The sequence below is a fragment of the Megasphaera sp. An286 genome (assembly GCF_002163455.1).
Classification (GTDB): domain Bacteria; phylum Bacillota; class Negativicutes; order Veillonellales; family Megasphaeraceae; genus Megasphaera; species Megasphaera stantonii.
On record NZ_NFIY01000008.1, the window covers coordinates 15,835 to 38,873 of the forward strand.

The window sequence follows — 23,039 nt, forward strand, 5'->3', positions numbered from 1 at the left end:
TTTCTACTTACCTAAACAAAATCTGCTGAATATTTCTTCTATGATGTCGTCGTGGACCGTATCGCCCGTAATAGAGCCCAGGAGCTCCCAGGCTTCGCGGATATCGACGATGGCGCAGTCGACGGGCATGCCCGCTTCTATCGTGTCCAGGGCCCGCTGCAGGGCTTCGCGGCTCTGCCGGACCAGCTCGATATGGCGCGTATTGGCCAGCAGGGCGCTCTGGGCCGCCGTCAGCCCCTGCTGCAGGGCCAGCGACAGCATGGCGTCCTTCAATTCTCCCATGCCGGCTCCCGTACTGGCTGAAATCGAAAGGAGGGGCAGCCCGTAGGACTGCAGTTCTTCCGTTTCAAAGGCCGGCTGCAAGTCTTCCTTATTCAATACGATCAGGGCTTGCCTGCCTCTGGCCGTTTCCAAAATCTGCCGGTCTTCTTCCTGCAAAGGCCGGGACTGGTCGACGACGACGAGGATAATATCGGCCCGTTCCATGTATTCCTTCGCCCGGCGCACGCCGATTTGCTCGACCGTATCGTCGGTGCTGCGGATGCCCGCCGTATCGACAAGGCAGATCGGCACGCCCTGTATGGTAATCCATTCTTCGATGACGTCGCGCGTCGTGCCTGGCACGTCGGTGACGATGGCTCGTTCTGTTTCCAAAAAACGGTTGAGCAGACTCGACTTTCCGGCGTTAGGCGTGCCGGCGATAGCCGCCATGACGCCGTCCCGCATCATACGGCCGCTTTTGGACTCGGCCAGCATATCGTCCAGACGCCGCTCCATGTCCCGAATAGCGCCGGCAATATCGGGCACCTCTATTTCTTCCAGGTCTTCTTCGGGATAATCGACAGTCACTTCCAGCCGCGTAATGAAATCAGTCAGATGAAGCCGCATATCGCCTACAACCCGGGACAGGCGGCCTTCGAGCTGGCTGACGGCGCTGGTCAGGCCCTGGGCGCTCTTGGCCTGAATGACGTCCATGACGGCCTCGGCCTGAGCCAGGTCGAGGCGGCCGTTGACAAAGGCCCGCTGGGTAAATTCGCCGGGATTGGCCAGCCGCGCGCCGTGGCGCAGGACCAGCCCCAGGATTTCGCTCAGGGACTGGCGGCCGCCGTGGCATTGTATTTCCAGGACGTCCTCCGCCGTATAAGAACGGGGGCCCTTCATGATGAGAAGAATGACTTCGTCCACCGCTTTGCCGTCGTCGTCTACGATCAGGCCGTACTGTATGGACCGATCGCGCCGTTGCGCTAAGGGAAGGGAGGATTTGCTCTGAAAAATCGCGTCGCCTACGTCGTAGGCCTTGCTTCCGCTGATTCGGATGACGCCGATGCCGCTTTCGCCCAGCGGTGTGGCAATGGCGGCTATCGTATCGGTTGTATCGTACACAGTGAACGCTCCTTTCAAAAAAACCGGCGCCGCGGCGCCGGTTTTTACTGTACCAGTGACTCGTCCGCTTTACAGCCGCCGACTCACTGCCGTGTCATATTCAAGCTTATTTTTCGTAATAAATAACCACGTGGCGATACGGGTCCTGGCCTTCGCTTTCCGTCCGCACATGAGCTTCGTTCTGCAGCGCGACGTGGATTATTTTTCGTTCGTAGCCGTTCATCGGCTCGAGGACGACCTTTTCACCACTGCGCTTCACCCGCCCGGCCAGTCGTACAGCCAGCTGCTTCAGCGTTTCTTCGCGGCGCTGGCGGTAATTTTCTACGTCCAGCATGATGAAATGGCGCGTTTCTTCGCCCTGGTTCGTCGTCAAATTCGTCAAATACTGAAGGGCGTCCAGCGTCTGGCCATGCTTGCCGATGAGGATGCCCAGGTTCTTGCCGTGCAGGTGAAGGATGATTTTATCGGATTTGATCATCTTTTCGATCATCACTTCGATGCCCATGTTGCGCAGCACGTCCTGCAGGAAGGCCTTGGCCTTGGCGGCCGCTTCTTCAGCCGTAAAGGTTTCCTCTGCCGGTTCGGCTTCGACGGCAGCCGGTTCTTCGACCGGTTCTTCCGGCGTTTCCGCCGTCACGTCTTCGGCCGGCGCAGCTTCCGCCGCCTTGGGCTCTGCCGGAGGAGCTGCTTTCCGCTCTTCTTCTTCAATATCATAAATCGGAGCATTCTTTCTGGCCTTTTCCGTCAGGCGCACCTTGGCCGGCTTGCTGCCGAAGCCAAGAAAGCCGCTTTTCGGTTCGGCCAGTACTTCGATCGTCACTTCTTCTTCCATCAATCCGAGGCGGACCAGGCCGGAACGGACTGCGTCTTCTATCGTTTTTCCTGTCGCTTCAATGGTTCTCATGCTTTTGCACCCTTTCCCTTATTACGGAACATAATCACCTGCTGGGCCCACTGGAACACGTTGGAAAGGAACCAGTAAATAACCAGGCCGCTGGGGAAGCTCAAGCTGATCCAGCCGATAAACAGCGGCATGATGACGCGCATGATTTTCTGCTGCTTTTCCTGCGCTTCCGAAGCCGCTACCTGCGTGCCCGACATCTGTTTCTGGATGACGTAGGTAGACGCAGCGGATAAAATCGGCATGATATACGTCGGGTCGGCCGCGCCTAAGCTGGGCAGCCATAAAAAGCTTTCGTACGCCGGATCGTAAGGGTAGGAGCGAAGGGCGTAAAAAATCGCGATGAGGAAAGGCATCTGAATCAGGATCGGCAGGCAGCCGGACAGGGGATTGACGCCGGTCTGCTTGTACAGCTTCGCCATTTCTTCCTGAAGCTTTTTCTGATTGCCTTTATATTTCTGCTGTAATTCTTTAATCTTCGGCTGCAGGGTCTGCATGCCTTCCATGGAACGAATCTGCTTGGCCGTAAGAGGCGAGAGGGCCAGCTTGATTACCAGCGTCAGGATGATGATGGCCAAACCGTAGCTGGGATATCCGATGCTCTGCGTAAAGGCATAGCAATAATCCATAAACGTGGTCATGATGCCACTGAGAAAATCCATTATTCCACTAAAAAAATCCAATATTCTCAACTCCAGTCAAGGATAAAATACCAGCAGGCAGCCTCTATTTCATCTGCCTGATACTTACGGCACAGGATCATATCCGCCTTTATGAAAGGGATGGCATCTCAAAATGCGCCTGACTGCTAAATAACTCCCCTTCACAGCGCCGTATTTCTGCAGCGCCTCGATAGCGTAAGCAGAACAAGTAGGGTAAAACCGGCAGCACGGCGGTTTTAATGGTGATATACAAAGCTGATAAAACCGTATTAGAATGATGAAACATCTTTTCATGGCATCTCGTTCTTTCGCAATATCCCGGCCTGTCGGAACAGCTGCAGGATGCTTCGTTCCGCCTGGGCGTATCCGGCGTATTTCAGGCTGCTGCGTCCGATAAGCACCAAGTCGACGCCGTTTGCCAGCTCGAACTGATGAAGGCGGTATACCTCTTTCATCAGGCGCCGGCAGCGGTTCCGCTCTACGGCGCAGCCGATTTTCTTGCCCGTTACGAAGCCGATGCGGGCCGGCTGCTTAGGCGACCGCTTCAAGACGTACAAGACGGCCAAGCGGTTCACATAGGATTTTCCCCGTCGGTACACAACCTGATATTCCCGATTTTTGCACAGCCTTTTTTCTTTTTTTAACTCATACATACGTTATTGTCCCGAAAATGCCAGAAGAACAGAAAAATTCCTTAGCGGAACTTTTCTGTTCATCTTGTAATAATTACGCGGAGAGTCTCTTTCTGCCTTTCAAACGGCGTCTTTTCAAAACCATGCGGCCGCCTTTGGTTTTCATTCTTTCACGGAAGCCGTGCGTTCTTTTTCTCCACAGCGTATTCGGCTGATATGTCTGTTTCACGATAGGCACCTCCTTTGTCTCAATCAACAGTAGATGAACTTACACCATAACAGCATAATTATATTCAAAAAGGATAGGGCTGTCAATCGTTTTTTCCGGAATCGCGGCGATGATGCCGCATTTGTCATAGGGACAGCGTCGTGAACGTATACCGTTTGTACATGGCGGCACAGGGTGTCGCCGCCCTTTGCTATACTGAAGCTGTCAGAGGGAGGAAATTCTCATGGAAAGATGTTTCCACATGCATTGTGGACAGCATGGCAAGTTATCAACACGTTGTTCACAAAATGTGGACAAGTAGAAAATACCTATAAGCCCAGGTGTATACTAGCGTTTCTCCCTTCTTTCAAATCGAGTTATGCACTATATCCACAATATGGCCGTAAACATATCCCCAATCATCCTTGCGAAGAAGGATTCTGTTTACGGTATGAACAGAGGACGAGAGGGAATGGCCTTATGAATTTTTTGACAAATTCAGTCGCCTCTATGTATTTTTCACGGATTTTGTTGTACAATGTAATCAGATGTGTGGATAAAAAGTTCAGTTATCAACAGGTTGTTCACAATGTGTGGATAAATCAAAATCAAGCCGGAAATTCGATGTTTATCGCGTTTCCGCTTTTTTCAGCCTCTAAATGCGCACTTATCCACATTGTGCTGCAACGCACATATCCACAATATTATGCGGGAAGGACTTTGTTATTATGGAATCAATGGATCTAGCTACATTATGGGCGGGAATGCTGGAACAGCTGAAAAAGGTTCTGCCAAAACCGATTTACGAAACGTGGTTCGTCTCGTCTCTCATCCCGACGTCCTACGAAAACGACGTCCTCGTACTGGCGGCGGCGCAGAAATTCGTATGCAATTTCGTCAATAAGAATTATGCCGATCAGCTCAACGAAGCCGCCGAAGCCGTCACGGGGAGGCCTACGACGGTCAAGTTGGAAGATATGAACGCCCCCGCCGCGGAACCGGCAAAGCCAGCGGAAACGGACGATTTATATAAGGACACTCTGTTTTCCGACGAAGACTTGCCGAAAGCGCCGCCAAAGAAAAAGGCGGAGCCCGAGCCGAAGGCCGTCATGGTCAAGGAAGCGAACGAATCGATCTCGCCGCCGCCGGAAGAACCGACGACGGAAGACAACCTCATTCCCAATTATACCTTCGACAATTTCATCGTCGGCAACAGCAACCGCATCGCCTATTCCATCGCCGCCAGCGTGGCGGAAGCGCCGGCCAAGAAATATAATCCCTTATATATATACGGCGGCAGCGGCCTGGGCAAGACCCACCTCATGCACGCCATCGGCCACCAGATTCTGAAAAACTTCCCCCACATGCGCCTGCGCTGCATTACGAGCGAAGACTTCGTCAACGATTTCATCCAGGCCATACAGGATAAAAACACGGAAAACTTCCGCCAGCAGTACCGCAACATCGACGTCCTCCTCGTCGACGATATCCAGTTCTTAGGACAGGGCGACAAGGACAGCTCGAAGGAAGAGTTTTTCCACACCTTCAACAAGCTCTATCAGGGTCAAAAGCAGATGGTATTTACCAGCGACCGGCCGCCCCTGGATATTAAAAGCCTGGAAGACCGCCTGCGCTCGCGCTTCCAGAGCGGCACGGTGACGGGCATCGAGCCGCCGGATCTGGAAACGCGGACGGCGATTCTGCGGACCTGGGCCCAAAAGGAAAAAATCAACATCGACAAGGACGCCATCAACTACATCGCCGCCAACGTCAGCGACAATATCCGCGACCTGTACGGCGCGTACAACAACGTCCTGTCTATGGCTTCCATTGAAAAAAACGACGTGACCTTGTCGCTGACGCAGCGGGCCCTGAAATACCTGGTTGCGGAAAAGGAAGAAAAGAAGTACATCACCATCGACGAAATCACCAGTTCGGTCTGCCGGTTTTACAGCGTAAACTACAACGAGCTCATGGGCAAGAAGCGGACGAAAAATATCGCTTTGGCCCGGCAGGTAGCTATGTACTTATGCCGCGAGCTGACAGGGAATACGTACCCTCACATCGGCACGGCCTTCAGCGGCCGCGATCATACGACGGTCATGCACGCCTGCGAAAAAATTACCAAGATGATGAACGACAGCGACACCTTCAAGGAAATGATCGAACGGCTGAAAGAGAAGATTTTAGACGTGGACAAGTAAGTGCATAGTCTGTAGATAGTTTGTGGACAGCGAAAATTTGCGGAAGAAAAGTGAATTTGTGGATAGGCAGGCATGAATTATACACAGGTTATACACAGCTGTGCATAGCTGAAAATTCAGAGTTTTCCCCAGTTTTCCACACTATCCACACCCTCTACTACTACTTCTTCTACTCTTTTAACTTACTTCAATTAAAAAACTAAACGCAGAAAAGGGGATACGCCCATGAAACTTATCTTAAAAAAAGAAGATTTAAACAAAGGCCTTCAGACCGTCCAAAAGGTCGCCCAGAATAAAAACAACAACCTGACCTCAGAAAACGGCCTGCTTATCAAGGCCATGAACGACGTAATCGAATTTCAGGCCAACGACTACGATATGGGAATCAAAACCATTGTTCCCGGCATCATCGAAGAAAAAGGCGAAGCCTTCGTTGCCAACCCGTACTTAATGGAGCTGACGCGCAAGCTTCCCAGCGACGAAATCGAAATTACCAAAAAAGACGCCGACACCCAGATGATCATCAAAGGCGGCAAGCTGAAATTTGAATGCCTGACCATGAATCCCAACGACTTCAACGAAGTGGAAATCCTGGAAAACGGCTATTCCCACTTTACGACGACCAGCGTCGTATTAAAGGATCTCATCGACAATACGTCTTACGCCTGCGCGACGGACGTAGCCCGGCCCATCTTTATGGGTACCTATCTGGACGTTCAGGGCGATACCATTTCCATGGTCGCTACGGACACCCACAGGCTGGCGCTGAAGACGGCGCCCCTGGATAGTCCGATTGAAAATCCCCTCCAGGCCGTCATTCCCAGCCGGCTGCTCACGGAAATTTCCCGCCAGCTGCCGACGGACATTCCCGAAGCGGTGGAAATTACGGCGGTCCGCAGCTATTTAGCCATTAAGTTCGGCAACGTCTACATCCGCACCCGCCTGATTGAAGGGGAATTCCCCAACTACCGCCGCGTCATCCCGACGGACTTCCAGTGCAGCATCACCGTCGGCCGCAGCGAATTTACGGGAGCTGTCGAACGGGCCTCCATCGTCGCCAAAGACGCCCAGTACAACGTCATCAACTTCGTATTCGGCGACGGGGAAATTCATCTCATGAGCCAGAACCCCGACTACGGCACCATCGAAGACTACGTAGCCTGCCAAATGACCGGGGAGCCGTTGGAAATTTCCTTTAACGGCAAGTTTATTTTAGATATTTTAAAACACTGCCACGACGACGAAGTCGTGTTAAATACGCGGCAAAACAGCCCCATGCTGGTACAGGATAAAGGGAACGAAGCGAGCGTATTCGTCGTGACGCCGATGAGGACAAAATAATGGAAAAGGTAAAAATTGAAACGGAAATGATACAGCTGGACCAGTTTTTAAAGTGGGCCAGCATCTTGCAGAGCGGCGGCGAAATCCGCTTTTTGCTGGACGAACAGCGGATTTTTGTCAACGGCGAACTGTGCTCGGCAAAGCGGAAAAAGCTTTATGCCGGCGACATCGTAGAAATCAAGGGCATCGGGACGTATGAAATCGTTGGTGCATAAGTATGAATATACAGTCTGTACGGCTTCATCAATTCAGAAATTATACACAGGAAACGATAACCTTTCCCAAGTCTATTATCTTGTTGTACGGCCAGAATGGACAAGGTAAGACGAATTTGCTGGAAGCCTTGTACCTGGGAGGTATAGGGAAATCCTATAAAGGGATAGCCGACATGGACTTGATTCAATGGGACTGCGGCGAAGGCAGCGTCATCCTGGATTTTGTCCGCAGCGGCGTCGCCCAGCAGATCAAGGTTATCTTATCGAAGACGAGCAAAAAGGAATTATGGGTCAACGAGACGAAGGTCCCCCAGAAAGAATTGGTAGGGACGCTGAACGAAGTCTTGTTTTCACCGGAAGACCTGCAGCTGATCAAGGGCAGCCCGTCCCTGCGGCGGCGGTTTATGGATATGGAAATATCCCAGGTCAATCCGGCCTACTACCGCCTGCTGCTGCAGTATAACCGGGCCGTATCGCAGCGGAACCTGCTGCTGAAGCAGATGAAGTACGAAGGCGGGGCGTCGCTGGAGGAATGGGACCGGCAGATCGCTTCCTTCGCCGCCGCTATCGTGCGGCGCCGCCTCGACGCCCTGCGGAAGATGAGCTTTCTGGCCGGCGTCATTCACCGCCGCCTGACGGGCGGCTCAGAGCTGCTGACGATGGATTACGTACAGCCTTACGGCGACGGGGCGGGAGGCATTACCGACGCTCAGCGGTACTACGACCTGCTGCAGGAGCACCGGCAGGACGACATATACCGCATGTCCACGTCGATAGGACCTCATCGGGACGACCTGGCCCTGGCTGTAGGCGGAGCCGATTTAAAAAAATACGGCTCCCAGGGGCAGCAGCGGACGGCCGTGCTGGCCCTCAAGCTGTCGGAGCTGGAATATATGAAGTCCGAAACGGGCGAGTATCCCGTCCTGCTGCTGGACGACGTGATGAGCGAGCTCGACGCCGGCCGCCGTCAGGCCCTGCTGGATTTTGTGCGCGGCCGGATACAGACCTTTATTACGACGACAGAGCCGCTGATTTTCGAATCCATGGCCGGCTGCTGTCATATCTGCATCGCGCAGGGAAAGGTACTATCCCATGGAGGAACGGAATCATAAGATGGAGAAGGCTGGCCTTTCCATTCCCAAAATATTGGAACGGAACCGGCTTCTCGTCCCCTATAAGCTGTATCAGGCGAAGCTGGACTGGAAGACCATCGTCGGCCCTCAAATTGCCAAATACTCCTATATTCAGGGCTTCGACGAGTCCGTCGTACAGGTAGCCGTGCTGAATTCCGTATGGATGAACCAGCTGTTCATGTACAAGAAAAAGATCATTGAGGCCATCAACGAGTATATCAAGGAACCCTTCGTCACGGATATCCGATTCGTGCGGAGCGGCCGAAAGCCCCCAGCCGTTACGTACGCCAATACTGCCGGAGAAGAAGAGGAAGGCTTCGCTGTCCGCGTGGGAAACGCGCGGCTTTCAGAAGAAACGGTGCGGCGCATCCGGCAGGAGACGGCGGCCCTTCCCGAGGCCATCCAGGAAAAAATGGCCCAGCTGCGCTTCGCCCAGGCGAAACGGCAGACGGCGTACCAGGCAGCAGGAGTCCGGCAGTGCCCGTCGTGCGGGCGGTGGCTGGAAAAGGGCGAGGAGCTGTGCTTCCTCTGCCGGCTCCGGGCACGTCAGGAAAAGAAAAAAGCCGTCTATGCCACGGTTATGGACATGCCCTGGCTGACGCTGGACGAACTAAAGGCCTACGGCATGATCGGAGACGAGGGACGGCTGTACGAGGAATTGTACAACGAGGTGCGGCGCGAGTGCATTTATAAATACATGGAGCGCATTTACCACGGCTGCGATACGCCGGAAGACGATATGATGCTGGCCCTGCTGATTACGCGGCGGAATCCGACGGAGATGACCGACGCGTTTATTCGCAATTTAACGGAAAAATACAGGAGAAAAAGCGATGTATCTTCACATAGGCGGACAGAAAATGATTGATATACGCCGCATTGTCGCGATGTTCAAGGCCCATCCGCGAAAGATGAACAAGTCGAACCCGCTGCGGCAGTATTACCGCCCCCTCGTGCTGCTCGACGGCATGGACGAAGGGCAGATTCGCTGCTACATCGTAACGGAGGAATGCATTTACGCTTCGCCCATTACGCTGGAAACGATTATCGGGCGGTACAAGCGGCTGTTTTCGGCAAAAGGGCCCGTGCAGCGATTGTAAACTAGCTATCCCAGGGGGATTTGCTGTATAATAAGATGTTAAGTATGTTTGAATAGGAGGAATTGCTGCATGCCGCAAGATAAAAAAGTAAATTATGGCGCGGAACAGATTCAGGTCCTGGAAGGCCTGGAAGCCGTTCGCAAGCGTCCTGGTATGTATATAGGGAGCACGTCTCTGCGCGGTCTCCATCATTTAGTATATGAAGTCGTCGACAACAGTATCGACGAAGCGCTGGCAGGATACTGCACGCACATTGAAGTGACGATTGAAGCTGACAACAGCATTACCGTCGTCGACAACGGTCGCGGCATTCCCGTAGCCATGCATAAAATCGGCAAGCCTGCCGTCGAAGTCGTACTGACGGTGCTCCACGCCGGCGGTAAATTCGGCGGCGACGGCTATCCCATTTCCGGCGGCCTGCACGGCGTCGGCATATCCGTCGTCAACGCCCTGAGCCTGTGGACGAAGGTCGAAGTCAAGCGCGACGGGTATTTGTGGAACATCTCCTTTGCCCGGGGCCTGACGGCGGAACCGCTGAAAAAAATTCGTCCCATGGAACGGGGCGAAGAAACGGGCACCAAGGTAAGCTTTAAGCCCGACGCGGACATTTTCCCCGATACGACTTACGATTTCGACACGCTGAAGACGCGCCTCCGCGAGCTGGCCTTCCTGAACAAGGGCCTGCACATTACCCTGACGGATAAGCGCGGCGAAGGGCGCAGCGAAGTCTACTGCTACGAAGGGGGCCTGACGTCCTTCGTAGAATTTCTGAACGAAAACAAGGAAGCCGTCAACCCGACGGTCATTACGCTGGAAGGCGAAAAGAACAAGGTCCTCGTGGACATCGCCATGCAGTATAACGACGGCTACAGCGAAAATATCCTGACCTTCGTCAACGACATCTTTACAGAAGAAGGGGGCACTCACCTGAGCGGCTTCCGTTCCGGCCTGACCCGCACGATCAACGACTACGGCCGTACGGCGGGACTGCTGAAGGACAAGGAAGAAAACCTGTCCGGCGAAGACGTGCGCGAAGGCTTGACGGCTATCGTCAGCGTCAAGGTACGGGAACCGCAGTTCGAAGGGCAGACGAAGACGAAGCTGGGCAACAGCGAAGTCAAGGGGATTGTCGACAACATCGTGTCCGACGGATTGAAGGAATTTTTCGAAGAACATCCCGGCGAAGCCAAATCGATTATCAATAAGGCGATTTCCGCAGCCAGAGCCCGCCAGGCCGCCCGCCACGCCCGCGACCTGACGCGCCGCAAAAATGCGCTGGAAATCAGCAGCCTGCCGGGAAAATTGGCTGACTGCTCGGAAAAGAACGCAGCTATGACGGAAATCTATCTGGTCGAAGGGGATTCGGCCGGCGGCTCGGCAAAGCAGGGCCGGGATAGAAAATTCCAGGCCATCTTACCGCTCCGCGGCAAGATCATCAACGTCGAAAAGGCCCGTCTGGACAAGATCCTGGCCAACGAAGAAATCCGCTCCATGATTACAGCCTTCGGCACGGGCATCGGCGAAGAATTCGACATCAGCAAGCGGCGCTACGATAAGATCATCATCATGACCGATGCCGACGTCGACGGAGCCCATATCCGCACGCTCCTGCTGACGTTCTTCTACCGCTTTATGAAGCCTCTCATTACGGAAGGCCATATATACATCGCCCAGCCGCCCCTGTATCAGGTGCGCAAGGGCAAACAGGTCTGGTATTACTACACGGACGAAGCGATGAACGCCAAGCTCGACGAGCTGGGCCGCGACAGCAGCGTCGTCGTCCAGCGCTATAAGGGCCTCGGCGAAATGAATCCGGAGCAGCTCTGGGAAACGACGATGGACCCCCAGAACCGCACGATGCTCCAGGTCCACCTGGAAGACGCCGTAGAAGCGGACCGCATTTTTTCCGTCCTCATGGGCGACAAGGTCGAACCGCGCCGTCAATTCATTCAGGAAAACGCCAAGAAGGTGCGGAATCTGGACTTATAGGAGGATGTGTCTATGCCGAACATATCGAAACGAATTTCCTTGTTTTCCGAATCGGCCATTGCCAGAATCTCCCACATGGCCGAAACGTACGAGGCGATTAATTTATCGGAAGGCTTTCCCGATTTTCCCCCGCCGGAAGCCCTGCGGAATCGCCTGAAGGACATCGCCGCCCAGGGGCCGCACCAATACAGTATAGACAGCGGCGCCCAGAACCTGCGGCAGGCCCTGGCGAACTACCGCCGGACCTTCGCCGGCCAGACGCTGGACCCGGAACAGGAAGTCATCGTCACCTGCGGCGGCACGGAAGCCCTGATGACGACAATGATGGCCCTCGTCGACCCGGGCGATAAGGTCGTCGTATTTTCGCCCTTTTACGAAGCCTACGGCACGGACGTGCTGCTAGCCGGCGGCGAGCCCATTTACGTGCCTCTCCGCCAGCCGGACTTCACCTTCGACGCCGACGTGCTGGAAGACGCCTTCCGGCAGCGTCCGAAGGCGATCATCCTCTGCAATCCGTCCAATCCCTGCGGAAAGGTATTTTCTAAGGCCGAGCTGGAAATCATCGCCGGCCTGGTGCAGAAATACGATGCCTTCGCCATCGTCGATGAAGTATACGAGCACATCGTGTACAAGCCGACGGAATATACGTACTTCTCCAATTTGCCGGGCATGTACGAACGGACCATATCTTGCGGCTCCTTGTCCAAGACCTATTCGATTACGGGCTGGCGCATAGGCTACATCTTCGCGCCGCCGCATCTGGCTGCGGCGCTGCGTCAGCTCCACATGTTCATGACTATCAGCGCGCCGAGCCCGCTCCAGGAAGCGGCTGTGACCAGCCTCGGCTTCGACCGCTCCTATTACGAAGGGCTGCGGGAAGTATATACGAAGAAGCGCGACATCGTCATGAAGGGCCTCGACGCCATCGGCATTCCCCACAACGTGCCTCAAGGCGCCTTTTACATGCTGATGGATATTTCGGAATACGGCTACGACGACGATACGGCCTTCTGCGAGGACTTGATCCGGAAACTGGGCGTAGCCCTCGTGCCCGGCTCGACCTTTTTCCACGAAGACGTACACAACCTCGTCCGCCTTCAATTTGCCGTCAAGGACGAAACGCTCTATGAAGCGCTGAACCGTCTGGAAGGCATTCATTGCATGAAACGGTAATTCTATGCTTCGTTAAAGGAGGGATTTTGTATGAAATGGCCTGCGTTAGTACTCAGCGTATTGTGCTGCTTAGGCAGCTTCTCCGCCTTTGCCGCCGCGCCGGCAGGGGCAGCCGTACAGATCGACCCGTCGGTCCGTATGGAAACATTGGACGACTATTACATTACGAAGGGCAGTACGTATGATAAGATTACAGCCCTTCTGCAAAATCTTCCTTCTGAGGCGTCGGGCCTTTCGGGAGACTATTATTTCCGAATTGAAAAGAAGCTGACTCACGACTATTTTTATCACGTCAAAGCCTACGATACGAATACGCACGTTCAGAAGGGAAATTACTTCTTCGCCAAGGATGAAAGCTGCGTATGGCGTCTCGACCCGACAGGCGACGCGGTGATGATTTACGGCAGCGCAGAAAATCTGCTGAAAAAGACGGAAATCGTCGTCTATCCCAAGAAAATCGCCTTGGGCAGCTACGGCATCATCCGGGTTCACGTGCCGGGCATGCTCCCCTACGACATCAAGCTGACCAGCTTGAACGCCAACGTGGCGCAAATCTCCGATAAGATGAATATCGTCCCCGTCAGCGCCGGCAAGACGGACATCGTCGTCGACTTGAAGATCGGCTCGGCGACGCGCACCTTTACGGAAACCGTCTCCATCATCGATACGGCCGACGACGGCCGCGACAGAGGCATGAGCCCCTCCGTCGGCATTGGTATCGGCGTAGGATGGGGCAGCGGCTGGCATCATGGCGGCGGCATCGGAATCGGTGTAGGCCCCTGGTGGTAAGAGTTATATCATATGCATAGGCACAGAGCGGAATACCCATTGTATTCCGCTCTGTTTTTTCAATACTATAAGAGGAGCTGCCGCGTGCAAAAGCGCGGCAGCTCCTCTATATAAGAAAAACAAGTTGGCGCATCTTCAGATGATAGTTCTCTAAAAGGGGGGTATCCTGTTGTGATCGTATCAGGGAATGAGAAGGTATTCCGGAGATGCGCAGTAGCGAATGATTCAGGTGTTCAAAAAATCCTTTGTCAATTAGCGTTTGTCTGAGACCGTTTGGGTCGACGTCAATACGACGGACTGGCGGCGCGTCATGATTTTGTATGCGACGTATGACAAGGCTGTCCTCCAGCGGGCCGCAACGAGTAATGAAAGCTGAGTGTTCAATATCAAAGCTGTCTTCCAGTATAGCATGGATAGCGTAATGCACCCAATTTCGTATAACAAAAAGACAATATTGAATACATTTCCATACGATTTCTATATAGTGGTAAAGAGAATGGAAATACGTATGATAAATTGAAACGATGCGTTTCTTGTGATATAACCAAAAGGAGGCTATTTAATCAAATATCATTGAATACGACGGCGTATGAAATATATTGGCATATCGTATTTTCATGCGCCGTTTTGCAGAAAGGACGTGAATGCGATGAGAGTTGGAATTTTCAGCAATGTCAGAGGCGGCGCAGCCAGATTTGCGCCGTATTTACGCTTTGAACACGACGATATAGAGTTAATCGGCCTGCCGTGCGAAGCGGCGCTGGATACGATGGAAACGGTTAAGAAGGCGAAGTGCGAAGGCGTTATCTATTACAGCGACCATAAAGAAGGCGAGGCGTTCTATAAGGCGCTGGCCGAGAGCGGCGTCAAATACGTCGTGACATGCAGCGCCGGTTACGACCATCTCAATATAGAGGCAATGAAAACGTACGGTATTAAAGGGGCCAACGTGCCGAAATATTCGCCCAACGCCATATCAGAACACACGGTGATGATCGTGCTGGCCCTTCTTCGCAAGCTGCGGACGCAGATACTGCGTGTAGAACATGGCAATTTTACTACGACGGGCGTGCAGGGACGGGAACTTCGCAATATGGTCGTAGGCATTGTCGGCGCCGGCCGTATCGGATATACGACGATACAATGCCTGAGCGGTTTTCATCCTAAAGCGATCCTGGCATATGATCTGTACGAAAACGACGCCGTACGCCAATATGCGTCTTATACGACGCTGAATGAATTATACCGTAAGGCCGACGTGATCATCTTCCACTGCGCCTATACGAAAGAGAATTACCATATGGTAAACGACGAGGCCATTCAGGCTATGAAAGACGGCGTCGTCCTTGTAAACAGCGCCCGAGGTCCTTTATTTGACACGCAGGCCGTGCTGCGGGGCCTCGACAGCGGTAAAATTGGCGCGTTAGGAATCGACGTTATTGAAGGAGAAGGGGCGCTGCGAAAATCGTCGGAAGCCCGAAAAGGCGTCGCTTCCGATATTAGGAAGTTGCTGTCTCACGAAAACGTCATATTTACGGCTCATACGGCTTTCTATACGGATCAGGCCGATCATAATTTGTGCGAAACGACGATTCAGAATCTGCGCCAGTACGCGCAGACCGGATCGTGCGACAACGAATTGATACGTGAATAAAGTCGGCCTATGTCTGCGTACTTTGCAAGTCACGATGACGGCCGGGCAAGGTATCGGGCCGTTATTCGGCAGCATTTCAGCGGAATATTTCGGCATGAGGCCTTCCTTGTGTCCCATGCTGTGCTGCGCTTGTAGGAATGGGAAAAACACGATATAATATAAACTAAAAAATTATTTTTTGCGTATTAAAGGAGACGTGATTTGTTTTGGAAGTTTCCCTAGGGAAAGAGTGCATCGTCATATTATTGCTGATTTTTGGCAACGGCGTATTTTCGCTGCTGGAAATGTCCATCGTCAGCTGCCATCAGCCGCGGCTGGAGGCCATGGCCGAAGAGGGCAGCAAGTCGGCGAAAATCGTCCTGAAGCTGCGGGAAAACCCGAATAAGATGTTTTCGGCCGTACAGTTCGGCATCACCCTGATGGGCCTTTTGACGGGCGTATACGGCGGTACGGAAATGGCCGGCCCCATGTCGCAGTACGTCGCCATGATCCCCGGCCTGGAGCCCTATGCCTACAGCGTCAGCCTGACGACTATCGTCGCCGTCATAACCTATTTGACCATCATTTTAGGGGAAATCGTGCCGAAGCGCATCGCCATCAACAAGCCTGAAGCCATCGCCTGCTTTCTGGCCCGGCCGATGCTGTATTTCTGTACGGTCAGTACGCCCCTCATTTGGTTTCTGTCGGCTTCGACGGCCTTGGTGACGAAGGTCATCGGCATGGGCAAGCCGGAGGTGCAGCCCGTAACGGAAGAGGAAATCAAAATCCTTCTGGAGCAGGGCGCAGAGCTGGGCGCTTTCGAAAAGGAAGAGCCCGAGCTGGTAGACCGCGTATTCCGCCTGGCCGATATGAACGTCAGCGATATTATGACCAACCGCACCCAGGTTGACTGGATTGACGTAGAAGATCCCGACGAGACGATTATGAATGAAATGATTGCCTTCAATCACATCCACCTGCCCGTCGGCAGGGGCTCGCTCGACGAATTTCTCGGCATGGTTTCGGTCAACATGGTCTTCCAAAAATATTACGACGCCGTCCATTCTGGGAAAAACGTGACCATGAAATCCCTCGTCGAATCGAGCGTCCAGAAGCCAGTCTTCGTGCCCGAATCGATGGATATCATGAAGGTCGTGCCGGTTTTCCGCGAGCACAGCGTCCACGAAGCGGCTGTCCTCGACGAATACGGCAACTTCAGCGGCCTGCTGACCCTCCACGACATCTTGGAAGAGCTCGTAGGCAGCATGCCATCAGGCGAAAAGGAAAAGAAGGAAAACGACAACCGCATCGTCCAGCGCGGCCCCAACGAATGGCTCATGGAGGGCCTGCTGACCATCGAAGAATTCAAGGATTTCTTCAATCTGGAAGACGATCTTCCTGGCGAAGAAGACGACCTGTACAAGACCCTGGCTGGCTTCGTCACCTATGGCGTAGGCCGCATTCCTAAGGAGACAGATACATACGTCTGGAACGAATTTACCTTTGAAGTCATGGATATGGACAACCTCCGCGTCGACAAAATCCTCGTCACGCGGCAGGAACCGGAAGAAAAAGAAGAAGATGCGGAAGAATAGCATGCGCATATAAAACGAGAGGCAGGAGAATCGATCTCCTGCCTCTCTTGTCGTATCGTATGTTATCTTAATTTTGCCGTCATATCTCGGCAATGACGACAGGGTTGCCGTGCTCCTTGATAAGGCGGATTAGGCCGTCTGCCTGCATCCAGACCGAGGCCCTGTTATCGTTGGGATGGACGGCGATTTGATTTCCCATAAAGTCTTTGTCGAAGACGACGACGACCGACTGTGTTTCGTCGTTCAGGGCGCCTAAGGGCGTGACGGCTCCCTTGGTCAGCTTAAGGTACTTCCACAGGTCGTCTTCGGAGGCGAAGCTCAGAGGGCGCGAGCCCAGGGTCTGCCGCAGGGCCTTGAGGTTGGCCGTCTTTTCCTGACGGATGACGACAATGTAGTAGGTCCTCTTCTTATCGTCGCGGATAAACAGGTTTTTGGCTACGGCCTCGCCGTCGGGGAGGTGCAGGGCGGACATTTCGTCTATGGTGTAGACGGGAATGTGTTCTTTCACATGGTATTCTATATGGGCAGTTTGTAATACGGATAGTACGGTTTGGGCTTGTTCGGACAGCATAGGAGGGCCTCCCTTGTATAATATTTTATCATATACATAGATTTTACATAAAAAAGAAGGTATCTCAAAAAAAAAAAAAGAATAATATTAAGAGATGAGGAAATTTGCTTCGTGAAGATGCCGTAGGCAGGAGGTGGGGGAATGGACAACGCCATTATTGCATTTTTTCATGATTACGGCGACATACTATTTCTGGCCCTCGGCCTGTATTCCATAGGAGGGGCCGTCAAGCAGTGGTCATGGTTTGTCAATAACAGCCGGGCCCGCAAGGTTGCCGGACGTACAGGCGGAACGACGGGAATGCGTATTTTTTATGTTGTCTTAGGATTGGGCTTTTGTATCGTCGGCCTTATATCGTTTATGACGGGCATATCGGTCTTGTATATCATACCGATGATCAAAGCCGATCCGCTGTCTGTGTTTGAATTATTATAAGGGAAAGGATGAAGCGGTATGAAGAACAAAAAATGGCTGGCGGCGGCACTGATTGCGGTCATGCTGACATCGGGATGCGGCTCGAAGGATACGAAATCTATCGTATGGCATTCCAGCGAATCGTCGAAAATCGTCAAACAGATTCAGTCCGATACGTCGCTAACGAAGGACCAGCAGGAATTTTTCCAATCCCTCGCTAAATCGCGAGATCAGAAGGCCTATGAAGGAAAGACCGTCGGCGAAATACTCGACGTGTACGCCAAGTGGAAGGCTCAGGTTGAAAAGGACCGGGAGCAGATGAACCAAACGCTGCAGGTATCCGTCGTCGATAAGGTGAGCCTCGACCAGAACGCCTCGGCCGGACGCATGCATCCTCAGATACAGTTCGATATTTCCATTGCCAACGTATCGCAAAACGATATTCAGACCTTCAAAGGGCGGTTCATCGTTTCCGATGCGTCGGGCAATGAATTGTTCCGCGCCGATTATCTGGACACGATGCCCGTCATGGCCGGCGTAACGAGGACCGATACGATTTACACCGATATTAACGACACGAACGAAAAAGAAGTCAAAGCCTACGATTCTCCTCTCAGCGACCTCAAGGTCACCTGGGAACCGACGGCGATGAAGTTCATGGACGGCACGCGCATCGGCGAAGATAAGAATGAACTGCGGTAGCGCGGCATAGAGGAAACGGCACGATACACAGGGACTAGGGAATTTTCCCTGGCTGTGTTTCGTGTCGTTTTTTGTGTGTGATACAATAGAGCTGCGAACTACGAGATGAGGAGGCTGGAAATGCGGACCAGTTATGCGTTGAATCACTATATGGACGAAGCGGCGGAGAAGATACGGAGGATTACCCATGAGGCCCGCTCCCTGTCGGTAAACGGCACGCTGATGCTGCAGGATTATCCCTTTTGGCTATATAATGCTATATTTGCCGATTATTCGACGATCTCTTTTTTGGCCAAGTGCATGTCCGATATCGATTATTTTGATTTGCGGCCCTTGTATTGTATATTGCGTTCTTCCCTGGAGAAGTACGCCGACCTGGCGAATTTATGCGCCAAGGGGCGGACCTATGAATGGTATTTGTGGTACTTGAATTTCGAGTCCAACGCCATGGAAGCCTATGCGGCCGGCGACAGCCGGGAAGGGGCGTCGCTGCGCCGGAAGGCCGACTCGTATAAGCGGCAGTTCATGGAGCGATGGGAGCTTTCCCGCTGCAACCGCCTGACGCGGTATTACGTGCTGGGAGACTTTAATCAGCTCATACAGGGCGACGTCTCGCCGGATATCGTCCAGTTCAACCGCCGTCTTTCAAAAATCGACTCGAAATGCAGCCAGATACTGCATAACAACGTGACCTTTGCAGCCAGGCATAACCGGGAGGAACTCAAGGATATCCTGACGTATATACACTACATCATGTGGACGTCCCAATGGATGCTGCCGCAGTTTTATTCCTGGAATCTGCCGGAACTACAGGAAGGCTTGGCGCGGCTGCAGCAGGCCGTCGACTGTATTCGCCAGGGGAAGGGATTTATGGAGTAGGCTTATTCGGCCTTGGTGGAGCGCAGGAAGAGCTGTTCCAGCATGGCGTGGGGGTCCTTGCCGAGCTTGACGATGCCGTACAGGACCTGCGTAATGGGCAGTTCGACGCCGACGCGGCGGGACAGGTCGACGAGGGCTTCCGTTGTATACACGCCTTCGGCTAATTTATGGAAGGGCTTGCCTTGGATGAAATCTTCGCCGAAGCGGCGGTTGTTGCTGTGGGCTGAAAAGAGGGTCGCTTCGTAATCGCCTAAATGGCTCAGGCCGTAGACGGTCATGGCGTTGCCGCCCAGCGTTTCAATCAGGACGGACAGCTCGTGAGTGCCTCTGGCCATGAGGGCTCCCTTGAGGCTCGTAAGGCCTGCGCCGTCGAGCATGCCGGCGGCGATGCCCATGACGTTTTTAGCCGCCGCGCCGATTTCAATGCCCAAGAGGTCTTGTCCGTAGTAGAAGCGGATGAGGGGGCTGGTGAAGACGTCGACGAGACGGCGCGTCAGATCCATGTCGCGGGAGGCCATGACCATGCAGTTCGGCATGCCGGCGACGAAGTCCTGGACGTGGCCCGGGCCGACCCAGACGGCGGTCTGCACGTCGGGCCCCAGCTCTTCCTCCATGACCGTCGTGAGGCGCTTGCCGCTGCCGATTTCCAGACCCTTCATGGCTAGGATGAAGGGGAGGGACGGGGAAAATCCCGTTTCCCGAAGCTGTCCGGCGAAGGCGCGGAGCTGCTGGGCGCTGATGGAAATGATGCAGACGTCGGCATTATGCAGGGCGTCGGCCAAATCGTCGGTCAGGGCGATGGACGAGGGCAGGGTCAGGTATTCGTTTTTTCCCGTGCAGCGAAGGGTTTCCAGATTGCGGGACGACGGGCGGCCCCATAAGGTGACGGTGTGGCCGATGCGGTCGGCGTACCAGGCGTGGAAAGCGCCCCAGCGGCCGCAGCCTAAGACGGTAATATTCATGAGTGTCCTCCTGATAGATTTTTTTCCATTATACCATACTTACATAGGCGTTACAGCGTGAAGCGTGGTGTAAATGTTTTATGTTTACAGATTATAACGCACATACATAAAATATATTAGGAAAATCTGGCGATGATATTTACTAAATTACGAAAATGTAGTAAGGTTATAAAAAAGCATAAAAGCGTTTAACGCGAGCACGATGAAGTGTACACTGTTCATCGTGCTCGTTTTCATTTAAGGGGGCGAAACATGTGGTTGTCACAGTAGGATTTTTATATGCTAAAAGTCAGAAAGTATACAAGATGCAGTGCCTGACAGGAACGCAGGGCTTTGACAGCCGTGTTTCGTGGATACACATTATAGAAAACAAGGAATCCGCTTTGTTTTTACACGGCGGGGAACTGGTGTTTTGCACGGGGAGTATCTATAACGGCGAAGAGTGGCTGCTGGATTATGTCAAGAAGTTACAGAAAAGCAGAGCTAGCGGATTGGTGATCAACATCGGCCCTTTTATACGTAGCGTTCCGAAATCCGTCGCGGCGTTTTGCGAACAACGCGGATTTCCCCTGTTCGTTATTCCGTGGAGCGTGCGGTTAGTCGATATTACCCGTTATTTATGCCAGTTTATCATTGAAGAGGAAACTAGAGAACAACAATTTCTCCAATATTTCCTGTTTATTCTCATGCATCCGGGACAGTGCGGCAATGCTTGCCGAGCCCTGCGGACGTACGGCATAGATATCGATAAGGCCTTCCGTGTTTTCGTCGTCCGTCCGGCAGAACGCCGCCGTCTCGACGAGGCGGCGGCGCAGATGAGCGCTTGCGAGCCCGACGTCCACGTTTTGACGTACGGCGACGCTTTGGTATGCGTAGCGCCGGACGAAGGCGAATCAAACGCATGGAGCAGGGCCTGGGAATGGCGTGAATACTTTCTGAGCCGAGACCTTTCCGTTACGATTTGCGTCGGCTCGGCCGTACCTTCTGTCGAACGGTTGTCTGAAAGCTATACGCGGGCGTCAGCTATGACGGCTCTCGTTTCGGAAACGCGGCCTGTCGTACAATATGAGCGCGTCGGCGTGTATAAGCTGCTGCTGGACGGTCCTTCACCAGGCACGCTGCGGCAATTTTACGACGATACGATGAAAGGGCTGGACGAATACGACGCCGCTCATCATTCGTCGCTGGTGGAGACTCTGGAATATTACCTGTCTCATCGCTGCAGTATTAAGGATACGGCAGTTCACGAAGTGGTTCACCGCAATACGGTGCTGTATAAACTGAATAAGATAGAAACTATTACGGGGAAGAAACTAAACGAAGAAGAAGATAAGCTGGATATTCTCATCGCGCTGAAAATCAAGAAGCTGTTTTCCATACAGAAAGACGGATGAATCGGCGCGTGATAGTATACATCATCATTATAGGCAGGGGGAGTTTGGTATGTTTACGTATGAAATGCCGACGAAATTGTATTTCGGGAAAGGATGCGTTGCCCAATCCGTGGCAGATATGGCGGCGCTGGGCAAGAAAGCCCTGATCGTTACGGGACGCAGTTCGGCGAAGCGAAACGGATCGCAGGACGCTGTCGTCGCCGTACTGGAATCGGCAGGCCTCGGCTGGGTCCTGTTTGACGAAGTAGAAGCGAACCCGTCTGTCGAAACCGTGCGGAACGGCGCGGAGCTAGGGCGGAAGGAACAGGTTGACTTCGTCATCGGCATTGGCGGCGGTTCGCCTATGGACGCAGCTAAAGTGATCGCCTTATTATGCACGAACGATTTGGACGACGAGATGCTGTTTACAGGGCCGTACGGAGCGCCGCCCCTGCCTATTGTCACCGTTCCTACGACGTCTGGCACGGGCAGCGAAGTGACGAAAATCAGTATCCTGACCAATCATAAGGCCGGCACGAAGCAGGGCGTCAAATCGCCAATGTTATATCCGAAGCTGTCTTTGGCCGATCCGTCCTTTACGATGGGCGTACCGGAACACGTGACGATCGACACGGCTATCGACGCCTTGTCTCATGCGATAGAAGGCTATATGGCGAAGGATGCGACGCCTGTCAGCGACGTATGGGCTGAAGAAGCCCTGCGCTTTTTCGGCCTTCATCTGACGCAGCTGCGCGGCACGCTGTCCTATGCCGTCCGCGAAGACCTCATGTATGCTTCGACCTTGGCGGGCATCGTCATTTCCCAGGCTGGTACGACGCTGGTACACGGCATGGGATATTGCCTGACGTATTACAGGGGTTTTTCGCACGGCCGGGCCAACGGCCTGCTGCTGCCTCAGTACATGAAACTCATGGAAGAATCCATGGCCGATAAAGCCCAGCGCGTATGGGAATTGCTGGGATTTGCCGGCTCCGATGACTTCGAAGCATTTATGAAAGATCTCATGCCCGATACGGTCACGCTGTCTGACGAAGAAATTGAGAAATTTACGACGATGGTCATGAAGACGGCTTCCGTCAAGGCGACGTCGTATGATGTGACGGCAGGCGTCGTAGCCCGTATATACGCTCATATATCTAAATGACGGCTTGACGGCGTT

Annotated in this window: 24 protein-coding genes; 16 read left to right on the forward strand and 8 right to left on the reverse strand. The window is 53.2% G+C overall.

Annotated features, from left to right (window positions below; all coding sequences use genetic code 11):
- Positions 1 to 3: 3 nt before the first annotated feature.
- From mnmE to rpmH, 6 genes are all read right to left on the reverse strand, one after another.
- Positions 4 to 1,383 carry a tRNA uridine-5-carboxymethylaminomethyl(34) synthesis GTPase MnmE gene (gene mnmE, locus B5F80_RS05155; RefSeq protein ID WP_087477757.1) on the reverse strand — a complete coding sequence of 460 codons (1,380 nt, stop codon included), beginning with the start codon at positions 1,381 to 1,383 and terminating at the stop codon, positions 4 to 6.
- 106 nt (positions 1,384 to 1,489) lie between these two features.
- Positions 1,490 to 2,287, reverse strand: a complete 798-nt coding sequence (gene jag / locus B5F80_RS05160) for an RNA-binding cell elongation regulator Jag/EloR (RefSeq protein WP_087477758.1) — start codon at positions 2,285 to 2,287, stop codon at positions 1,490 to 1,492.
- Entirely contained in the window at positions 2,284 to 2,946 is a 663-nt protein-coding gene (locus tag B5F80_RS05165; protein WP_087477759.1) for a YidC/Oxa1 family membrane protein insertase, read from the reverse strand. Before B5F80_RS05165 ends, jag begins: the two co-directional genes overlap by 4 nt.
- A gap of 84 nt (positions 2,947 to 3,030) precedes the next feature.
- Complete coding sequence (yidD, locus tag B5F80_RS05170; RefSeq protein WP_087477760.1) at positions 3,031 to 3,240, reverse strand: membrane protein insertion efficiency factor YidD; 210 nt, start codon at positions 3,238 to 3,240, stop codon at positions 3,031 to 3,033.
- Positions 3,237 to 3,599: a ribonuclease P protein component gene (rnpA, locus tag B5F80_RS05175; protein WP_087477761.1), complete on the reverse strand. Its 363-nt coding sequence runs from the start codon at positions 3,597 to 3,599 to the stop codon at positions 3,237 to 3,239. The genes yidD and rnpA overlap by 4 nt, the downstream gene beginning before the upstream one ends.
- A 73-nt stretch (positions 3,600 to 3,672) precedes the next feature.
- Complete coding sequence (gene rpmH / locus B5F80_RS05180) at positions 3,673 to 3,807, reverse strand: 50S ribosomal protein L34 (protein WP_087477762.1); 135 nt, start codon at positions 3,805 to 3,807, stop codon at positions 3,673 to 3,675.
- Between the two features lie 707 nt (positions 3,808 to 4,514).
- Here rpmH and dnaA point away from each other — a divergent pair.
- From dnaA to B5F80_RS05235, 11 genes are all read left to right on the forward strand, one after another.
- Positions 4,515 to 5,990, forward strand: coding sequence for a chromosomal replication initiator protein DnaA (dnaA, locus tag B5F80_RS05185; protein WP_317239260.1), 1,476 nt, complete (start codon positions 4,515 to 4,517; stop codon positions 5,988 to 5,990).
- Between the two features lie 225 nt (positions 5,991 to 6,215).
- Positions 6,216 to 7,331: a DNA polymerase III subunit beta gene (dnaN, locus tag B5F80_RS05190; RefSeq protein ID WP_087477763.1), complete on the forward strand. Its 1,116-nt coding sequence runs from the start codon at positions 6,216 to 6,218 to the stop codon at positions 7,329 to 7,331.
- Positions 7,331 to 7,546: an RNA-binding S4 domain-containing protein gene (locus tag B5F80_RS05195; protein ID WP_087477764.1), complete on the forward strand. Its 216-nt coding sequence runs from the start codon at positions 7,331 to 7,333 to the stop codon at positions 7,544 to 7,546. The genes dnaN and B5F80_RS05195 overlap by 1 nt, the downstream gene beginning before the upstream one ends.
- A 2-nt stretch (positions 7,547 to 7,548) precedes the next feature.
- Positions 7,549 to 8,658: a DNA replication/repair protein RecF gene (gene recF, locus B5F80_RS05200; RefSeq protein ID WP_087477765.1), complete on the forward strand. Its 1,110-nt coding sequence runs from the start codon at positions 7,549 to 7,551 to the stop codon at positions 8,656 to 8,658.
- Between the two features lies 1 nt (position 8,659).
- Positions 8,660 to 9,547 carry a DUF721 domain-containing protein gene (locus tag B5F80_RS05205; RefSeq protein WP_239386308.1) on the forward strand — a complete coding sequence of 296 codons (888 nt, stop codon included), beginning with the start codon at positions 8,660 to 8,662 and terminating at the stop codon, positions 9,545 to 9,547.
- Positions 9,540 to 9,779: a DUF370 domain-containing protein gene (locus B5F80_RS05210; protein WP_239386309.1), complete on the forward strand. Its 240-nt coding sequence runs from the start codon at positions 9,540 to 9,542 to the stop codon at positions 9,777 to 9,779. Before B5F80_RS05205 ends, B5F80_RS05210 begins: the two co-directional genes overlap by 8 nt.
- A gap of 69 nt (positions 9,780 to 9,848) precedes the next feature.
- On the forward strand, positions 9,849 to 11,768 hold the full coding sequence (gene gyrB / locus B5F80_RS05215) for a DNA topoisomerase (ATP-hydrolyzing) subunit B (RefSeq protein WP_087477768.1): 1,920 nt from the start codon (positions 9,849 to 9,851) through the stop codon (positions 11,766 to 11,768).
- Between the two features lie 12 nt (positions 11,769 to 11,780).
- A complete protein-coding gene (locus B5F80_RS05220) occupies positions 11,781 to 12,941 on the forward strand; it encodes an aminotransferase class I/II-fold pyridoxal phosphate-dependent enzyme (protein WP_087477769.1) in 1,161 nt (386 codons plus the stop codon).
- A gap of 30 nt (positions 12,942 to 12,971) precedes the next feature.
- Positions 12,972 to 13,730 (forward strand): hypothetical protein, encoded by a 759-nt coding sequence (locus tag B5F80_RS05225; protein WP_087477770.1) that lies wholly within the window; start codon positions 12,972 to 12,974, stop codon positions 13,728 to 13,730.
- Between the two features lie 649 nt (positions 13,731 to 14,379).
- A complete protein-coding gene (locus tag B5F80_RS05230; protein ID WP_158099955.1) occupies positions 14,380 to 15,384 on the forward strand; it encodes an NAD(P)-dependent oxidoreductase in 1,005 nt (334 codons plus the stop codon).
- Between the two features lie 206 nt (positions 15,385 to 15,590).
- Positions 15,591 to 16,958, forward strand: a complete 1,368-nt coding sequence (locus B5F80_RS05235; protein ID WP_087477772.1) for a hemolysin family protein — start codon at positions 15,591 to 15,593, stop codon at positions 16,956 to 16,958.
- A 79-nt stretch (positions 16,959 to 17,037) separates the two neighbouring features.
- Here B5F80_RS05235 and B5F80_RS05240 read toward each other — a convergent pair whose 3' ends face one another.
- On the reverse strand, positions 17,038 to 17,529 hold the full coding sequence (locus B5F80_RS05240; protein ID WP_087477773.1) for a prolyl-tRNA synthetase associated domain-containing protein: 492 nt from the start codon (positions 17,527 to 17,529) through the stop codon (positions 17,038 to 17,040).
- Positions 17,530 to 17,670: 141 nt separating this feature from the next.
- On the opposite strand from B5F80_RS05240, the gene B5F80_RS05245 reads away from it, so the two are divergent.
- The 3 genes from B5F80_RS05245 (at position 17,671) to B5F80_RS05255 (ending at position 19,524) form a co-directional block, all read left to right on the forward strand.
- Entirely contained in the window at positions 17,671 to 17,964 is a 294-nt protein-coding gene (locus B5F80_RS05245) for an Imm17 family immunity protein (protein WP_143747163.1), read from the forward strand.
- A gap of 18 nt (positions 17,965 to 17,982) precedes the next feature.
- Positions 17,983 to 18,645 carry a hypothetical protein gene (locus tag B5F80_RS05250; protein ID WP_087477774.1) on the forward strand — a complete coding sequence of 221 codons (663 nt, stop codon included), beginning with the start codon at positions 17,983 to 17,985 and terminating at the stop codon, positions 18,643 to 18,645.
- A gap of 120 nt (positions 18,646 to 18,765) precedes the next feature.
- The gene (locus B5F80_RS05255) at positions 18,766 to 19,524 is read left to right on the forward strand and encodes a hypothetical protein (RefSeq protein WP_087477775.1); all 759 of its coding nucleotides are present in this window, start codon (positions 18,766 to 18,768) and stop codon (positions 19,522 to 19,524) included.
- A 2-nt stretch (positions 19,525 to 19,526) separates the two neighbouring features.
- Here B5F80_RS05255 and B5F80_RS05260 read toward each other — a convergent pair whose 3' ends face one another.
- Positions 19,527 to 20,486 (reverse strand): NAD(P)H-dependent glycerol-3-phosphate dehydrogenase, encoded by a 960-nt coding sequence (locus tag B5F80_RS05260; RefSeq protein WP_087477776.1) that lies wholly within the window; start codon positions 20,484 to 20,486, stop codon positions 19,527 to 19,529.
- A gap of 254 nt (positions 20,487 to 20,740) precedes the next feature.
- Between B5F80_RS05260 and B5F80_RS05265 the strand changes: the two genes are divergently transcribed.
- Together B5F80_RS05265 and B5F80_RS05270 are read left to right on the forward strand one after the other, a co-directional pair.
- Positions 20,741 to 21,880 (forward strand): PucR family transcriptional regulator, encoded by a 1,140-nt coding sequence (locus tag B5F80_RS05265; protein WP_087477777.1) that lies wholly within the window; start codon positions 20,741 to 20,743, stop codon positions 21,878 to 21,880.
- A 49-nt stretch (positions 21,881 to 21,929) separates the two neighbouring features.
- Entirely contained in the window at positions 21,930 to 23,024 is a 1,095-nt protein-coding gene (locus B5F80_RS05270) for an iron-containing alcohol dehydrogenase family protein (RefSeq protein ID WP_087477778.1), read from the forward strand.
- The last annotated feature ends 15 nt before the right edge of the window (positions 23,025 to 23,039 follow it).

Excerpts from the sequence above, each read along its gene's own strand:
- jag (WP_087477758.1), bottom strand. The coding sequence starts at position 2,287 with ATGAGAACCATTGAAGCGACAGGAAAAACGATAGAAGACGCAGTCCGT.
- B5F80_RS05165 (WP_087477759.1), bottom strand. The coding sequence starts at position 2,946 with ATGGATTTTCTCAGTGGCATCATGACCACGTTTATGGATTATTGCTAT.
- yidD (WP_087477760.1), bottom strand. The coding sequence starts at position 3,240 with ATGAAAAGATGTTTCATCATTCTAATACGGTTTTATCAGCTTTGTATA.
- rnpA (WP_087477761.1), bottom strand. The coding sequence starts at position 3,599 with ATGTATGAGTTAAAAAAAGAAAAAAGGCTGTGCAAAAATCGGGAATAT.
- dnaA (WP_317239260.1), top strand. The coding sequence starts at position 4,515 with ATGGAATCAATGGATCTAGCTACATTATGGGCGGGAATGCTGGAACAG.
- dnaN (WP_087477763.1), top strand. The coding sequence starts at position 6,216 with ATGAAACTTATCTTAAAAAAAGAAGATTTAAACAAAGGCCTTCAGACC.
- B5F80_RS05195 (WP_087477764.1), top strand. The coding sequence starts at position 7,331 with ATGGAAAAGGTAAAAATTGAAACGGAAATGATACAGCTGGACCAGTTT.
- recF (WP_087477765.1), top strand. The coding sequence starts at position 7,549 with ATGAATATACAGTCTGTACGGCTTCATCAATTCAGAAATTATACACAG.
- B5F80_RS05205 (WP_239386308.1), top strand. The coding sequence starts at position 8,660 with ATGGAGAAGGCTGGCCTTTCCATTCCCAAAATATTGGAACGGAACCGG.
- B5F80_RS05210 (WP_239386309.1), top strand. The coding sequence starts at position 9,540 with ATGATTGATATACGCCGCATTGTCGCGATGTTCAAGGCCCATCCGCGA.
- gyrB (WP_087477768.1), top strand. The coding sequence starts at position 9,849 with ATGCCGCAAGATAAAAAAGTAAATTATGGCGCGGAACAGATTCAGGTC.
- B5F80_RS05220 (WP_087477769.1), top strand. The coding sequence starts at position 11,781 with ATGCCGAACATATCGAAACGAATTTCCTTGTTTTCCGAATCGGCCATT.
- B5F80_RS05225 (WP_087477770.1), top strand. The coding sequence starts at position 12,972 with ATGAAATGGCCTGCGTTAGTACTCAGCGTATTGTGCTGCTTAGGCAGC.
- B5F80_RS05230 (WP_158099955.1), top strand. The coding sequence starts at position 14,380 with ATGAGAGTTGGAATTTTCAGCAATGTCAGAGGCGGCGCAGCCAGATTT.
- B5F80_RS05240 (WP_087477773.1), bottom strand. The coding sequence starts at position 17,529 with ATGCTGTCCGAACAAGCCCAAACCGTACTATCCGTATTACAAACTGCC.
- B5F80_RS05245 (WP_143747163.1), top strand. The coding sequence starts at position 17,671 with ATGGACAACGCCATTATTGCATTTTTTCATGATTACGGCGACATACTA.
- B5F80_RS05250 (WP_087477774.1), top strand. The coding sequence starts at position 17,983 with ATGAAGAACAAAAAATGGCTGGCGGCGGCACTGATTGCGGTCATGCTG.
- B5F80_RS05255 (WP_087477775.1), top strand. The coding sequence starts at position 18,766 with ATGCGGACCAGTTATGCGTTGAATCACTATATGGACGAAGCGGCGGAG.
- B5F80_RS05260 (WP_087477776.1), bottom strand. The coding sequence starts at position 20,486 with ATGAATATTACCGTCTTAGGCTGCGGCCGCTGGGGCGCTTTCCACGCC.
- B5F80_RS05270 (WP_087477778.1), top strand. The coding sequence starts at position 21,930 with ATGTTTACGTATGAAATGCCGACGAAATTGTATTTCGGGAAAGGATGC.